This is a genomic window from Blastococcus sp. SYSU DS0973 (assembly GCF_054051055.1).
In genome coordinates, this window is record NZ_JBJHAN010000002.1 from 241,501 (window position 1) to 255,210 (window position 13,710).

15 protein-coding genes are annotated in these 13,710 nt (G+C 74.8%); 3 read left to right on the forward strand and 12 right to left on the reverse strand.

Annotated elements, in window-relative coordinates; all coding sequences use genetic code 11:
* Positions 1 to 5 precede the first annotated feature (5 nt).
* Positions 6 to 758 carry an SDR family oxidoreductase gene (locus tag ACI791_RS04970; protein ID WP_456585028.1) on the forward strand — a complete coding sequence of 251 codons (753 nt, stop codon included), beginning with the start codon at positions 6 to 8 and terminating at the stop codon, positions 756 to 758.
* A 4-nt stretch (positions 759 to 762) separates the two neighbouring features.
* On the opposite strand, the gene ACI791_RS04975 is transcribed toward ACI791_RS04970, so the two are convergent.
* Positions 763 to 2,220, reverse strand: a complete 1,458-nt coding sequence (locus ACI791_RS04975; RefSeq protein WP_456585029.1) for a DUF6779 domain-containing protein — start codon at positions 2,218 to 2,220, stop codon at positions 763 to 765.
* A gap of 82 nt (positions 2,221 to 2,302) precedes the next feature.
* Here ACI791_RS04975 and ACI791_RS04980 point away from each other — a divergent pair, with 82 nt between their 5' ends.
* Positions 2,303 to 2,911 carry a DUF1684 domain-containing protein gene (locus ACI791_RS04980; RefSeq protein WP_456585030.1) on the forward strand — a complete coding sequence of 203 codons (609 nt, stop codon included), beginning with the start codon at positions 2,303 to 2,305 and terminating at the stop codon, positions 2,909 to 2,911.
* Positions 2,912 to 2,980: 69 nt separating this feature from the next.
* On the opposite strand, the gene ACI791_RS04985 is transcribed toward ACI791_RS04980, so the two are convergent.
* From ACI791_RS04985 to ACI791_RS04995, 3 genes are all read right to left on the reverse strand, one after another.
* Complete coding sequence (locus ACI791_RS04985) at positions 2,981 to 3,979, reverse strand: glycine betaine ABC transporter substrate-binding protein (protein ID WP_456585031.1); 999 nt, start codon at positions 3,977 to 3,979, stop codon at positions 2,981 to 2,983.
* 144 nt (positions 3,980 to 4,123) lie between these two features.
* Positions 4,124 to 4,852: an ABC transporter permease gene (locus ACI791_RS04990; RefSeq protein WP_456585032.1), complete on the reverse strand. Its 729-nt coding sequence runs from the start codon at positions 4,850 to 4,852 to the stop codon at positions 4,124 to 4,126.
* Positions 4,849 to 5,547, reverse strand: coding sequence for an ABC transporter permease (locus tag ACI791_RS04995; RefSeq protein WP_456585033.1), 699 nt, complete (start codon positions 5,545 to 5,547; stop codon positions 4,849 to 4,851). Before ACI791_RS04995 ends, ACI791_RS04990 begins: the two co-directional genes overlap by 4 nt.
* A 26-nt stretch (positions 5,548 to 5,573) precedes the next feature.
* On the opposite strand from ACI791_RS04995, the gene ACI791_RS05000 reads away from it, so the two are divergent.
* Positions 5,574 to 6,782, forward strand: a complete 1,209-nt coding sequence (locus ACI791_RS05000) for an ABC transporter ATP-binding protein (RefSeq protein WP_456585034.1) — start codon at positions 5,574 to 5,576, stop codon at positions 6,780 to 6,782.
* A gap of 54 nt (positions 6,783 to 6,836) precedes the next feature.
* On the opposite strand, the gene ACI791_RS05005 is transcribed toward ACI791_RS05000, so the two are convergent.
* The 8 genes from ACI791_RS05005 to tilS all read right to left on the reverse strand — a co-directional run bounded on the left by ACI791_RS05005 (position 6,837) and on the right by tilS (position 13,705).
* A complete protein-coding gene (locus ACI791_RS05005) occupies positions 6,837 to 7,352 on the reverse strand; it encodes a DUF3180 domain-containing protein (protein WP_456585035.1) in 516 nt (171 codons plus the stop codon).
* A 7-nt stretch (positions 7,353 to 7,359) separates the two neighbouring features.
* Positions 7,360 to 7,863 (reverse strand): 2-amino-4-hydroxy-6-hydroxymethyldihydropteridine diphosphokinase, encoded by a 504-nt coding sequence (folK, locus tag ACI791_RS05010; protein ID WP_456585036.1) that lies wholly within the window; start codon positions 7,861 to 7,863, stop codon positions 7,360 to 7,362.
* On the reverse strand, positions 7,860 to 8,237 hold the full coding sequence (gene folB / locus ACI791_RS05015) for a dihydroneopterin aldolase (RefSeq protein WP_347059230.1): 378 nt from the start codon (positions 8,235 to 8,237) through the stop codon (positions 7,860 to 7,862). The genes folK and folB overlap by 4 nt, the downstream gene beginning before the upstream one ends.
* Complete coding sequence (gene folP / locus ACI791_RS05020; RefSeq protein WP_456585037.1) at positions 8,230 to 9,084, reverse strand: dihydropteroate synthase; 855 nt, start codon at positions 9,082 to 9,084, stop codon at positions 8,230 to 8,232. The genes folB and folP overlap by 8 nt, the downstream gene beginning before the upstream one ends.
* Before the next feature lie 13 nt (positions 9,085 to 9,097).
* The gene (gene folE / locus ACI791_RS05025; protein ID WP_456585038.1) at positions 9,098 to 9,715 is read right to left on the reverse strand and encodes a GTP cyclohydrolase I FolE; all 618 of its coding nucleotides are present in this window, start codon (positions 9,713 to 9,715) and stop codon (positions 9,098 to 9,100) included.
* Positions 9,712 to 11,688, reverse strand: coding sequence for an ATP-dependent zinc metalloprotease FtsH (ftsH, locus tag ACI791_RS05030; protein WP_347059227.1), 1,977 nt, complete (start codon positions 11,686 to 11,688; stop codon positions 9,712 to 9,714). Before ftsH ends, folE begins: the two co-directional genes overlap by 4 nt.
* 407 nt (positions 11,689 to 12,095) lie before the next feature.
* Entirely contained in the window at positions 12,096 to 12,680 is a 585-nt protein-coding gene (hpt, locus tag ACI791_RS05035) for a hypoxanthine phosphoribosyltransferase (RefSeq protein ID WP_347059226.1), read from the reverse strand.
* Positions 12,677 to 13,705, reverse strand: coding sequence for a tRNA lysidine(34) synthetase TilS (tilS, locus tag ACI791_RS05040; protein WP_456585039.1), 1,029 nt, complete (start codon positions 13,703 to 13,705; stop codon positions 12,677 to 12,679). Before tilS ends, hpt begins: the two co-directional genes overlap by 4 nt.
* Positions 13,706 to 13,710: the final 5 nt, after the last annotated feature.

The following is a 13,710-nucleotide window of genomic DNA, read 5'->3' on the forward strand; positions in this document are numbered from 1 at the left end:
GCAGCGTGCACACGTTCGAGGGACGCACCGCACTGGTCACCGGCGGCAGCCGGGGCATCGGCCTGGGCATCGCCCGGAGCCTGGTCGACCGCGGGGCCCGGGTGGTGCTCACCGCCCGCAAGCCCGACGCGCTGGCCGAGGCGGTCGAGACGCTGGGCGGCCCGGAGGTGGCCGTGGCGGTGGCCGGCAACGCCGGCGACCCCGAGCACCGGGCGACCGCCGTGCGCACCGCGGTCGAGACGTTCGGCAGCCTGGACGTGCTCGTCGGCAACGTCGGCATCAACCCCGCCTACGGACCGCTCATGGACCTGGACCTCGATGCCTGCCGCAAGATCCTCGACACCAACGTCGTGGCCTCGCTGGGCCTGGTGCAGGAGGCCTGGCGGGCCTGGATGTCCGAGCACGGCGGATCGGTGCTCTTCGTCGCCTCCGTGGCGGGGCTGCGGTCCTCGCAGCAGATCGGCGCCTACGGCGTGAGCAAGGCGGCGCTGATCAACCTGACCACGCAGCTCGCCGTGGAGCTGGCGCCGAAGGTGCGGGTGAACGCCGTGGCACCGGCGGTCGTGAAGACCCGGTTCGCCGGAGCCCTGTTCGAGGGCCGCGAGGCGGAGGCCGTGCAGGCCTACCCCATGGCCCGCCTCGGGACGCCGGAGGACATCGGCGAGGCCGCGGCCTACCTCCTGGGCGACGGCGCCGGCTGGGTCACCGGCCAGACACTGGTGATCGACGGCGGCGGGCTCTCGCGCGGCCCCCGCTGAGACATCAGCGGCCGAGCACCCGGGCCAGGACGTCGTCGGAGTCGCCGTCCTCCCGGTAGCGCCGCCGGCGGCGACCGCCCGACGACGGGCTGACGCCGTTCTCCGCGAGGATCTCCGCGAGCCGGTCGGAGGTGCCCGGACCTGGCACGCCGTCCGTCTCCGGTCGCGGCGCCGCCCAGTGCGGCGTCACCGCCGGGTGCGCGGTCGTGGGCGCCGCCTCGCCGGGCAAGGGGGCCACGGACCCGTCCGTGCGCCGACGGCGCGGGGCGTCCTCGGCCGGGGTCGCCGGGGGGTCGAGCAGTGACCGGGCGGCGAGCCACTCCAGCGGGGACGGCGGAGGGGCGGCAGGGGGCGGAACCACCGAGGACGCGACGGTGACCGGCGGCTGGGCGTCGGCCGAGTGCTGCGACCAGCGGAAGCCGGGGTACGGATCTCCGTCGTGCGCGGCGGCCCGGTCGTGCCGGCCGAAAGCCACCGGCTCCCGCGCCGGGACGGGCGGCGCGGCCGGTGCGGCGGGTGCCGGAGGCGTGGCGGGTGCCCGGCGGGCGGGGGCCGCCGGCACCGGCGGGCGCGCGGCGGCCGGCGGCGGAGCTGCGGCCGGCGGCGGGGGCGTCGCGGGCACGGGCGTGGGAGCCGGCGGGGACACCGCTGACCACGTGCTCGTGCGCACCTGCTCGAACTGCCGGGTGGGGCGCGGCTCGTCCAGCCGGATCGCCGGCCAGCCACCGGTCAGCTCCCGGGGTGGCGCGTCGTCGGCCCAGGTCGCCCCGCCGTCGAGGGTCCGGGCCGGCCCGTCGAGGGCGGCCGCCTCGCCCGGCAGCCGGCTCGCCTGGGTGCGCATGACGATCCGCTCGACCAGCATCTCGCTGGACAGCTGCTCGGCCAGCTCCGCGCGCAGCCGGCCCATGTCCTCGCGCAGCGCGGCCAGTTGGCCCAGCTCGCCCGCGAGACCGGTCAGCGCGGCGACGTCGTCCCGGAGCGCGGCCACCCGCGCCACCTCCTCGCGCAGCCCGCCGAGCGCGGCGACGTCCCCGCGCAGGGCCGACAGCCGCGCCACCTCGTCGCGCAGGCCGGTCAGCGCGGCGAGGTCCCCGCGCAGCGCGTCGAACTCCTCGCGCATCGTGCCCTCGGTCTCGCGGCGCAGCTGGTTCTCCAGCTCCAGCTCGTACTCGCGGCGCGCGGCGACCTCGCGCTCGAGCTCGAGCTCGTAGCCGCGGCGCAGGTCTGCCTCCCGTGCCGCGGCGCGCACCCGGTCGGCGCCGCGGTGGCCCGCGGCGAAGGTGGCGAGCACGAAAGCCCAGGCCACCGCGACGACGGCGACTCGCAGCAGCTGGGCGTCGTCGGTGAGGAAGACCACCGACGAGGCGCCGACGGCGAGGAGGAACCCACCGGCCTGCAGCAGCGTCCGGGCACCCGGGAGGGTGGGGCCGCGGGCGACGTCGTCGTCCTCACGGCGGGGCATGAGGCCAGCCTAGCGACGAGGGGCGCTCACGGGGAGGAGCCGCTCCCGCGCCGACCGTGGTCGCAAGTGCCACAGTGCTCCGGTGGACCTCTCGCTGCTGGACTGGCGCCGCCGCGTGGCCGCGCTGCACGCCGCCGTCCGGGACGCCGCCGATCCGGAGGCCGGCTGGCGGCAGTGGCGCTCGGGCCGCGACGAGCTGTTCGCCGGCCACCCCCAGTCACCGCTCGACGCGGCCGCACGGGCGGCGTTTTCCGGCCTGCCGGTGGCCCCGTACGACCCGGCGCTGCGGTTCGAGCCGGCCCTGGAGCCGGCCGGACCGCTGCGCCTGGAGGTGCCCACGGCCGCCGACGGCGTGGTCCCGCTGGACCGGATCGGGGTGGTGACGCTGCCGGGCGTGGGCCGGCTCGACGTCTGGTGGGTGGCGCTCTACGGCGGCGGGGTGTTCCTGCCGCTGCGCGACGGCACCGCCGGCGGCACCACCTACGGCGGCGGGCGCTACCTGCTGGACACCGTCAAGGGCGCCGACCTGGGCGGGGCCGGTGACCGGCTGGTCGTCGACCTCAACTTCGCCTACCACCCGTCGTGCGCCTACGACGCGCGGTGGTCCTGCCCCCTCGCCCCGGAGGGCAACCAGGTCCTCACCCCCGTCGCCGCCGGGGAGCAACTGCCCCCCGGCGGCTGGTACCGGTGACGAGCTGGAACGACCCCCGTGCAGGGCCCCGACGCGAGCCTGCGAGCGTCGGGGGGCACGGGGGTCCTTCTACCGCTGGGCGAGGGCGCCGTCGGAGCTGAAGACCAGCCCGAGGGAGACCTCGCCCTGCTGGATGGCGGCCTTGGTCAGCGGGCCACCGGCGTCGTACTCCTGGAAGCTCGCGAACTCCAGGCCGTAGGTCCCCTCCAGCCCGGGCTGGCACGCCGGCCGCGTCGGGCACTCGCCCGGCCCGCCGAGAATCAGCGATCCATCCCCGCAGGCGTCGGCCAGCTCCGACAGCGTGCTGACACCGACCTGGTCGGCGAACGCCTGGGTGACGGCGAAGGCGTTCTGGTCGGCCGCCTCGGCCGGCTCGCCGAACACCAGCCCGTAGCCCTCGGCCAGCGGCCTCAGCGCCTCGACGGTGGCCTCGACGTCGCCCGAGGCGACCTCGGTGCTGTCGTCCCCCTCGATGAACTCGGTGACGGTGGCGAGGTACTCGGGGAAGGCCTGGATCTCGCCGCGCTGCAGGGCCGGCAGGTACAGCTCCCGGTTGCCCACGGTCTGGACGCTCGCGTCGAAGCCGGCCGCGGTGAGGACGTCGGCGTAGACGGTGGCCAGGATCTGCGACTCGGTGAAGTCGGCGGCTCCGACGACGATCGGGCCGCTCCCGCCGCTGACCCCGGAGTCCAGGCCCTGCTCGGCGACGTAGGCGGCGGCCACCTCGTCGACGGCCTGCCGCTCGACGTCGACGGCGGCGTTCATCTCGATCAGGTCGTCGGTGGTCAGGACCTCGGAGACGCTGTTCAGCGTCGGGAGCAGCGCCGGGTTGGCCTCGGCCGCGGCCGCGTTCACCGCCGGGATGATGTTGTCGGCGTTCTGCAGCTGCTGGTCGTCCTCGAGCACGACCAGCTGGTCGCCGGGAACGGGGGCGCAGGCATCGCCCGACGCCTGGGCATCACCGCCGGCCTCGCCACCGCCGGTGCCGGAGGAGCCGGACTCGCCGCAGGCCGCGGTGAGGGCCGCGGCCATGGCGAGGGGGGCGATGTACCGGATACGTGCGCGCATGAGCCCGCCTTCTGTGTCCCGTGACCGCCTTGTCGCAGTCACGCGTGTCTGGCGGGAGGACTCCCGCAGCCTCATCGAACCGCTCCGTTGCACGCAACGCGCGATCGAGTCGGCCGCCTGCGGGATTCCGTTACCGAGGCGTGATCAGAGGGGGACGCCGGACGACGTCGGCTCCGGGGTCGGGCCGCCCCGTCGGACCCGCAGGAAGGGCAGCCGCTTCTCCCCCGGCGTGAGCGCCCAGGACACGGCCACCAGGAGCAGCTCGGTGAGCACGGCGAGAGCGGCGACCAGGATCGCTCCGGCGACGACGGCGCCGTAGTCCTGCTGGCGGAACCCCAGCGTGATGATCCGGCCGAGCCCCCCGCCGGCCACCAGCGCGGCGAGCGTGGCCGTGGCCACCACCTGGACCGCAGCGGTGCGGACGCCGGTCATGAGCAGCGGAGCGGCCAGCGGCAGTTCCACCCGCGTCGCCACCTGCCACCCCGAGAAGCCCATCGCCCGCGCTGCCTCGACGACGTCCCGGTCCACCCCGCGGAAGCCGACGTAGGTGTTGGTCAGGATCGGGGGGACGGCGAAGACGCCGAGCGCGATCGTCGTCGCCGTCGGCCCGAAGCCGATCGGGGTGACCGCGAAGACGGTGAGCAGCGCCAGCGTCGGCACGGCGCGGGACACGTTGGACAGCGCCACGGTGAACGCGCCCCCGCGGCCGGTGTGCCCCAGCAGGATCCCCACCGGCAGGGCCACCACCATGGCGGCCAGCACGGCGAGGACCGAGATCCGCAGGTGCTCGGCGAGCAGGTCGAGGATGCCTCCGGCCCGGGTCCAGTTGAACGGGTCGTTGAGGTACCGGAGCGCCTCGCCGAGCCGGTTCATGCCCGCGTCCCCCGGGCCCAGGGGGTGAGCAGCCGCTCGGCGCCGGCCAGCAGCAGGTCGGCGAGCAGCGCGAGCAAGACGCAGCCCACGGCACCGGTCACGATCTGCGCGCGGTAGAAGTTCGCGGCGAACCCGCCGGTGATCAGCTGACCGAGCCCGCCGTGGCCGACGATGACGCCCACGGTGACCAGCGCGACCGTGGACACGGTGGCGACGCGGATGCCGGCCATGAACGCCGGCAGCGCCAGCGGGAGCTCCACCTGCCAGAGGAGCCGCACCGGCCCGTAGCCCATCCCCCGCGCCGCCTCCCGGACGTCGGCCGGTACCGCCTGCAGCCCGGCGAGGAAGTTGCGGACCAGGATCACCAGCGAGTACAGGACCAGGCCGATGAGCACCGTGGTGGCGGTGATGCCGGTGATCGGCGCGACGAAGGCGAACATCGCCAGGGACGGGATCGTGTAGATGAGCGTGGACAGGCCGAGGACCGGCCCGGCGAGCCACCGGCTGCGGCGGGCCAGGAGGGCCAGCGGCAGCGCGATCAGCGCACCGAGGACAACGGCGGCGATCGTGAGCCGGACGTGCTCGCCCAGGTACCCCACAATGGTGTCCCAGTTGGACGTCACGTAGGACGGGTCGAACCAGGGATTCGGCGCCGCATCGACCGCGAGCGGCTCGACGCTCGCCGCGCTCAGCATCGGGCGCCTCCCAGGAGGATCACCACGTGGACGCTACTTCGTCACCGACTCCGCCGCCGCCCTCCGGCGCCGCCCCCAGCGAGGCGGGCGGCGCCGAGGAGATCCGACTCGAGGGGGTGAGCAAGGTCTACGCCGACGGCACCGTCGGCGTCGAGGAGCTCGACCTCGCCTTCGCCGCCGGCGAGCTCACCGTCCTCGTCGGCCCGTCCGGCTGCGGCAAGACGACCACGATGAAGATGATCAACCGGATCATCGAGCCGTCGACGGGGCGCATCCTGCTCGGCGGAGAGGACGTCACGCGGGCCGATCCGGTCCAGCTGCGCCGGCGCATCGGCTACGTCATCCAGAACGTCGGCCTCTTCCCGCACCAGACCGTGCGGGTCAACGTGGGCACCGTCCCGCGGCTGCTGGGCTGGGACAAGCGACGCACTCGCGCCCGCGTCGACGAGCTGCTCGACGTGGTGGGGCTCGACCCCGCCGTCCACGGGGACCGCTACCCCCACCAGCTGTCCGGCGGTCAGCGGCAGCGGGCCGGCGTGGCCCGGGCCCTGGCCGCCGACCCGGGCGTCCTGCTCATGGACGAGCCGTTCTCGGCGGTGGATCCGATCGTGCGGGAGCGGCTGCAGTCGGAGTTCCTGCGGCTGCAGGAGACCGTCCGCAAGACGATCGTCTTCGTCACCCACGACATCGAGGAGGCCGTGCGCCTCGGCGACCGGATCGCCGTCATGAGCCAGGGCGGCCGGGTCGAGCAGTTCGCCGCCCCCGCCGAGCTGCTGGGGAACCCGGCGACCCCCTTCGTGGCCGACTTCGTCGGGGCCGACCGGGGCCTCAAGCGCCTGGCCGTCACCGGCATCGACGCCGCCGACCTCGAGCACCCGCCGGTCGTCCACGTCGACGACGGGCTCGCCGACGCGCGCAGCGTGCTCGCCCGGGAGGGCGCCCGCTGGGCCGTCGTCCTCGACGACCGGCAGGCGTTGCACGGCTGGCTGTCGGCCGACCGGGCGTCCGGCAGCGGCACCGTGCGTGACGCCGGCAAGCGGATGGAGGCGTGGGTGCCGGTGGAGGCGTCGCTCAAGACGGCCTTCTCCACGATGCTCCAGCACGAGGCCGGCTGGGTGGCCGTTCTCGACGGCGACCGCTTCCTCGGCGTGCTCACGCCCGAGTCGCTGCACGCCGCTCTGCGCCGCTCGGTGGAAGGCCGGGCCCCCGAGACCGCCGGCGCCGCGTCCGGGTAGGGCCGCCAGGGGCGTTCGCGCCGGTCCGTTCCCGGACGGGTGGTGCGTGTCCGGCTAGGCCGACACCCCGGGCGCCGGCTCGTCGTCGGTCGAGCCCGGTGGGACGCGGCAGACCGACTCCAGCCACAGCGCGGCGGCGACCAGCGCCACGGAGGCCACCAGGCCGAGCAGCGCGGTGACGGTGTCGTTCCCGGCCGCCTGCAGCCGGCCGACCGCCGGGCCGGTGTAGGCCAGCACGCCGAGCCAGACGCCGGTGACCACCGCGCCCACGTAGGCGCTGGCCTGGGCAAGAACCGCCAGGCGGGCCACCAGCATGGGCTCCACCGGCCGCACCTCGGGCGCCCGGCCGTCGGTGCGGCCCCGGCCGGCGCGGGCCTCGCGCAGCGCCGACAGCCGGGTCCGGAGGGCGCGGGCGCCCAGCGCCTCGGCGAGGGCGAGCACCGCCAGTGGGGCAGGCAGCCACCAGCGCAGCGGTGGCAGCTCCCCGTACCAGGTGCGCACGAGCAGCCACGCCGCCACGGCCAGCCCGAGGGCGAGGACGGCGAGATCGGGGCGGCGGACGGGGGTCACGGCCGGCTCAGTGGAGGTGGTCCCACCGCACGACCGCCGCCACATCGGCAGGGTCGAGGGCTGCCACCAGGTCGGCGACCTTCCCGCGCGCGGGGAGGGCCGCGGTCGGGTCCAGGGTGAGCCACGGGACCAGCACGAACGCCCGCTCGTGCGCCCGCGGGTGCGGCAGGGTCAGCTCGGGATCGTCGGAGACCACCGGCGCGCCGTCGTCCCCGGTCACGGTCACCACGTCGACGTCGAGGGTGCGCGCGCCCCAGCGCACCTCCCGGGTGCGGCCGGCCGCCTGCTCCAGCTCGTGCGCGAGGTCCAGCCAGCCGCGCGCGTCACGGTCCCCCCGGACGACGGCGACCGCGTTCAGGTACGGCGGCTGCTCGACCGGTCCCCACGGCGGCGTCTCGTACAGCGTGGAGCGGGCGACGAGGCCGTGCTCCTTGAGCGCCGTCAGCGCTGCGCGGAGCGCGCCGGCGCGGTCACCGAGGTTGGCTCCCAGCGACAGGACGGCGCGAGTCACCGGCGCTCTCGCCGGATGGTGACCATGACGTCGTCGAACGGGACGCCCAGCTCGGCCTCGGGCTTGTGCACGGTGATCTCCACCGCGTCGACGAGCGGGTTGGCCAGGCACACGTCGGCCAGCCGCTGGGCCAGGGTCTCCAGCAGGTTGACCGGCTCCCCGTTCAGCACCGCGTGCAGCTGCTGGGCCAGGTCGGCGTAGTCGACCGTGCGGTCCAGGTGGTCCCCGGCGGCGGCGGCGGAGGTGTCCACCTCGAGCACGGCATCGGCGCGGAACACCTGACCGCGCTCCCGTTCGAACGCGTAGACGCCGTGGTGGGCGTGGGCGCGGATGCCGCGGACGACGATCCGGTCCGGCGTGCGGTGGTCAGCCACGACCGGCTCCCTTCACGGATCGGACGGCCTCGAGCGTGCGGACCGCGTCGACCGACGCCGCGGCGTCGTGGACGCGCACGCCCCACGCCCCAGCCTGGGCGGCGAGCACCGTGGTGGCAAGCGTGGCGGCGTCGCGCTGCTCCGCGGGCCGGGCCCCAGCGCCGGGCCCGGCGAGCAGCTTGCCGAGGAACGTCTTGCGGGACGCGCCGACGAGCACCGGCAGCCCCAGGGCCACGAGCCGGTCGAGCCCCGCCAGCAGCGCCCAGTTGTGCTCGGCGCGCTTGGCGAAGCCGAGACCGGGGTCGAGCACGAGCTGCCCGGGGTGCACGCCGGCGGCGACGACGTCCTCCACCCGTGCGGTGAGCTCGGCGCAGACCTCGGTGACGACGTCGCCGTACTGCGCCGCCGCGTACATCTCCCGGCTGTGCCCCCGCCAGTGCATGAGCACCCAGGGCGCGCCGGCGTCGGCGACCAGCTTGGCCATGCCCTCGTCGGCCAGGCCGCCGCTGACGTCGTTGACCAGCACGGCGCCGGCGTCCAGCGCGGCCTCGGCGACCTCGGCCCGGGTGGTGTCCACGCTGGTGCGCACCCCGGCGGCCGAGAGCTCGCGGATCACCGGCAGCACCCGGCGGCACTCCTCGGTGGCGTCCACGCGGTCGGCCCCGGGGCGGGTGGACTCCCCGCCGACGTCGACGTAGTCGGCGCCGGCCACGTGCATCGCCAGCCCGTGGGCGATCGCGGTCGCGGGGTCGGCGAAGCAGCCGCCGTCGGAGAACGAGTCGGGGGTGACGTTCAGGACGCCCATGACCAGGCAGCGTCCCGTCCGCGGCAGAGGTCCCGTGCTCATCGCCGCGCCGCGCTCACCGGCCGAGCACGAGGCTCATCGCCTCACTGCGGGTGGCCGCGTTCTCCCGGAAGATGCCCCGCACCGCCGAGGTCACCGTGGAGGACCCGGGCTTGCGGATGCCCCGCATGGCCATGCACAGGTGTTCGGCCTGGATCACCACCAGCACGCCGCGCGGCTTGAGGGCGTCGTCGAGCGCGTCGGCGATCTGCCGCGTCATCCGCTCCTGCACCTGGGGGCGGCGGGCGTAGACCTCCACCAGCCGGGCCAGCTTGGACAGGCCGGTCACCCGGCCGTCCTCCCCCGGGATGTAGGCGACGTGGGCGACCCCGTGGAAGGGCACCAGGTGGTGCTCGCAGGTCGAGTACATCGGGATGTCCTTGACCAGCACCAGCTCGTCGTGGTCCTCGTCGAACGTCGTCGCGAGGATGTCGTACGGGTCCTGCCAGAGGCCGGCGAACGTCTCCGCGTAGGAGCGGGCGACCCGGGCGGGGGTGTCCTGCAGGCCGGGCCGGTCCGGGTCCTCGCCGACGGCGATCAGCAGCTCGCGGACCGCCGCCGCCGCCCGCTCCTGGTCGACCCCGGCGGCCGGCTGCAGCAGCAGGTCCTCCGGTGCGGCCGGGATCTCACTCATCGCTGGGCCGGGGCCCCGACGTCCCCGACGGGGGTGGTCTGGGGCACGGAGCCGTTGTGCCCGGCCCGCTCGGCCGGCGTCAGCACGGGCGGCTGGTCCGACGGGGTGCGCTTGCCGAAGCCGCTGTAGGGGGCCAGCGACGGGCGCTTGGCGACCGGCGCGCAGATCCGCGCCATGTCCTCCTTCGACAGCGTCTCCTTCTCCATCAGCTCGAGCACGAGCTGGTCCAGGACGGCGCGGTACTCGACCAGGATCTCCCACGCCTCGTCGTGCGCGGCCTCGATCAGCGCCCGGATCTCGGCGTCGATGTCGGCGGCCACGGCCTCGGAGTAGTCCGGACGCGAACCCATGTCCCGGCCGAGGAACGGCTCCGAGTCGGTGCTGCCGTACTTCACCGCGCCGAGCTTGGCGCTCATGCCGTACTGGGTGACCATCGCCCGGGCCATCGAGGTGGCCTTCTCGATGTCGTTGCCGGCACCGGTGGTCGGCTCGTGGAAGACCAGCTCCTCGGCCGCGCGCCCGCCGAGGGCGTAGGCGAGGGTGTCGATCATCTCCGAGCGCGTCTGGGTGTACTTGTCCTCGGTCGGGAGGACGAGCGTGTGCCCCAGCGAGCGACCGCGCGGCAGGATCGTCACCTTGTGCACCGGATCAAGGTTGGGCAGTGCGTGCGCCACCAGGGCGTGCCCGCCCTCGTGGTAGGCGGTGACCTTCTTCTCCTTCTCGCTCATCGCCCGCGTCTTGCGCTCGGGGCCGGCGATGACGCGGTCGATCGCCTCTTCGAGGGTCTCGTCGGTGATCAGCGAGCCGTTGTTGCGAGCGGTGAGCAGCGCGCCCTCGTTGAGCACGTTGGCGAGGTCGGCGCCGGTGAAGCCCGGCGTGCGGCGGGCCACGGTCTCCAGGTCGACGTCGGGCGCCAGCGGCTTGCCCTTGGCGTGCACCTCGAGGATCTTCTTGCGCCCCATGAGGTCGGGCCGGTCGACGGCGATCTGCCGGTCGAAGCGGCCCGGGCGGAGCAGCGCGGGGTCGAGGACGTCGGGCCGGTTGGTGGCGGCGATCAGGATGACCCCGCCCTTGACGTCGAAGCCGTCCATCTCGACGAGCATCTGGTTGAGCGTCTGCTCGCGCTCGTCGTGCCCGCCGCCCATGCCTGCGCCGCGCTGCCGGCCGACGGCGTCGATCTCGTCGACGAAGATGATCGCCGGGGAGTTCTCCTTGGCCTGGGTGAACAGGTCGCGGACCCGGCTGGCGCCGACACCGACGAACATCTCGACGAAGTCCGAGCCGGAGATGGAGAAGAACGGCACGCCCGCCTCGCCGGCCACGGCGCGGGCCAGCAGCGTCTTGCCGGTACCGGGCGGGCCGAACAGCAGCACACCCTTGGGGATCTTCGCGCCGACGGCCTGGAACTTCACCGGGTTGGCCAGGAACTCCTTGATCTCGTGCAGTTCCTCGATCGCCTCGTCGGCGCCGGCGACGTCGGCGAACGTCGTCTTCGGCATGTCCTTGGTGATCTGCTTGGCCTTGGACTTGCCGAAGGCCATGACGCCGCGGCCGCCGCCCTGCATGGAGTTGAACAGCCAGAACAGCAGCAGCAGGAGGATGAGGAACGGCAGGAAGCTGACCAGGAGGCTCACCAGGAGGCTGTCCTGGGTGACGTTGGTGTCGAACGAGGCGTCCTCACCCTCCTGCGCGCGCAGGAGGTCGACGATGTCGCCCTCGACCGCCACCGGGTAGGACGTCGTGACCTCGGTGGCGCCCTCGACCTCGTCGGTGAGCACCAGGTCGAGCGTCTGCTCCTTGGTGTTGAGGGTCGCCGACTCGACGTTGCCCTCCTCGATCTGTTCGAGGGCCGTCGAGGTGGTGATCTCCTTCAGGCCGCCGCTGCCGCTGAACAGCGACGAGACGGTGAGGGCCAGCAGGATGACGAGGACGACCCAGAACCAGACGGAGCGGAAGATCTTCTTGCGTTCCATACACCGATGCCGGGCGCCGGCGTGCCGGCCTGCCCGTCGACCCTCCTGATCGTCCCGGGACACCGCCAACGGCCCGGGTGCGGACCCCGGCGCTCGGTGCAGCGTCGTCGCCGTCGACGGTACACCGGCGATCCTGTCCGACTCCCGCGTGCGACCTGGGGACCCCACCCGGCCGGGCTACGTCCCGTCGGCGCGCCGAGCAGGGGCCGGAGGCTCCCCGAAGCGCACCGAGGACACGCCCGGACGCCACAGGGGGACGGCGACGAGTCGCGGCACCCGGAGCGAGCCGCCCCGCGAGGGTCGTGCCCGGCGACGGGCCCGGAGGGTCCTCGCCGGATGCGACGGCCGGGCTCAGCGCAGGCCGGGGACCGCCGTTGGCCGCGGTCGTCGTCCGGAGGACGACGGTGTCACTGGTACACCTCGGGCTTGAGCGTCCCGATGTAGGGCAGGTCGCGGTACCGCTCGGCGTAGTCGAGCCCGTAGCCGATGACGAACTCGTTCGGGATGTCGAAGCCGATGTACTTGACCGGCACCTCGACCTTGACCGCGTCGGGCTTGCGCAGCAGCGCGCAGACCTCGAGGGACGCAGGCGCGCGGCCACCGAGGTTCTTCAGCAGCCAGGACAGCGTCAGGCCGGAGTCGATGATGTCCTCGAGGACCAGCACGTGCTTGCCGGTGATGTCCCGGTCGAGGTCCTTGAGGATGCGCACGACGCCCGAGGAGCTGGTGGACGACCCGTAGGACGACACCGCCATGAACTCCATCTGGGTGGGCAGCTGCAGGGCGCGGGCGAAGTCGCTCATGAACAGCACGGCGCCCTTCAGCACGCCGACGAGCAGGACCTCCGTGCCCGCGTAGTCGGCGGCGACCTGGGCGGCGAGCTCGGCGATCTTCTCCCGGATCTGCTCCTCGCTGAGCAGCACGTGGTCGATGTCCGGCCCGTAGCCGTGGTCGGGACCGAGCGGCCCGGGGGTGCTGGCTGTCTCGGTCACGGGAGGGGCTCCTCACGGGGTGCGGGTCCGGGGGTGCGGCCCCGGGCTCCCGGCGGCAGCACCACCAGAGTGCCAGACGCCCGGGCGACACCCGAGCCGCCGGGTAGGTCCACGACCCCCTGCCCCCGCCACCGGGTGACGAGGCTCTCGACCGCACGCAGGTGGACCGCCTGCAGGTCGGGGACGCCGGCCGCGCGCAGCCAGCCCCGCAGCACCCGGCGGCGCAGCGCGGCGGGCAACGGCTCCAGCGGACGGGCGGGCAGGCCGCCGTCCGCGGACTCCGCCGCCAGGCGGGCCAGCTCGGTGGCGGCCAGGCCGTCGAGGGCGTCGAGGTCCTCGCGGAGGAGCGCGGCGGTGCGGGCCAGCGCGGGCGCCACCCCGCCACCCAGCACCTCCTCCAGCAGCGGCAGCACCTCGGTGCGCAGCCGCACCCGGGTGTAGGCGGGGTCGGCGTTCCACGGGTCGTCCCACACGGGCAGCCCCTGGTCGGCACAGGACTGGCGGGCCGTCGCGCGGCGCACGCCCAGCAGCGGGCGCCACCAGGTGACCGCGCCGTCGGCCCGCTCGGGGACCATGCCGGCGACCGAGCGCGGCCCGGAGCCGCGGCCCAGCCCCAGGAGCACGGTCTCGGCCTGGTCGTCGAGCGTGTGCCCCAGGGCGACGCGGGCGCCCTGCTCGGTGGCCGCGTCGGCGAGGGCCGCGTACCGGGCGCTGCGGGCAGCGCCCTCGGGGCCGCCGTCGTCCCCCACCCGGACGGGGAGCACGAGGACCGGGTCGAGGCCCAGCTCGCCGAGCACCGCGGCGGTCCGGCGGGCGCGCAGGTCCGAGGCGGACTGCAGGCCGTGGTCGACGGTGACCCCGCCGACGCGGACTCCGGCGCTCCGCGCCTCGAAGGCCAGCGCAGCGGCGAGCGCCATCGAGTCCGCTCCCCCGCTGCAGGCGGCGAGCACCGGCCGGTCGCTGCCGCGCAGCCCGGCACGCACCGCGTGACGCAGCACCGCGACCGCGCGGGGTGGCCCGCTCACGCGTC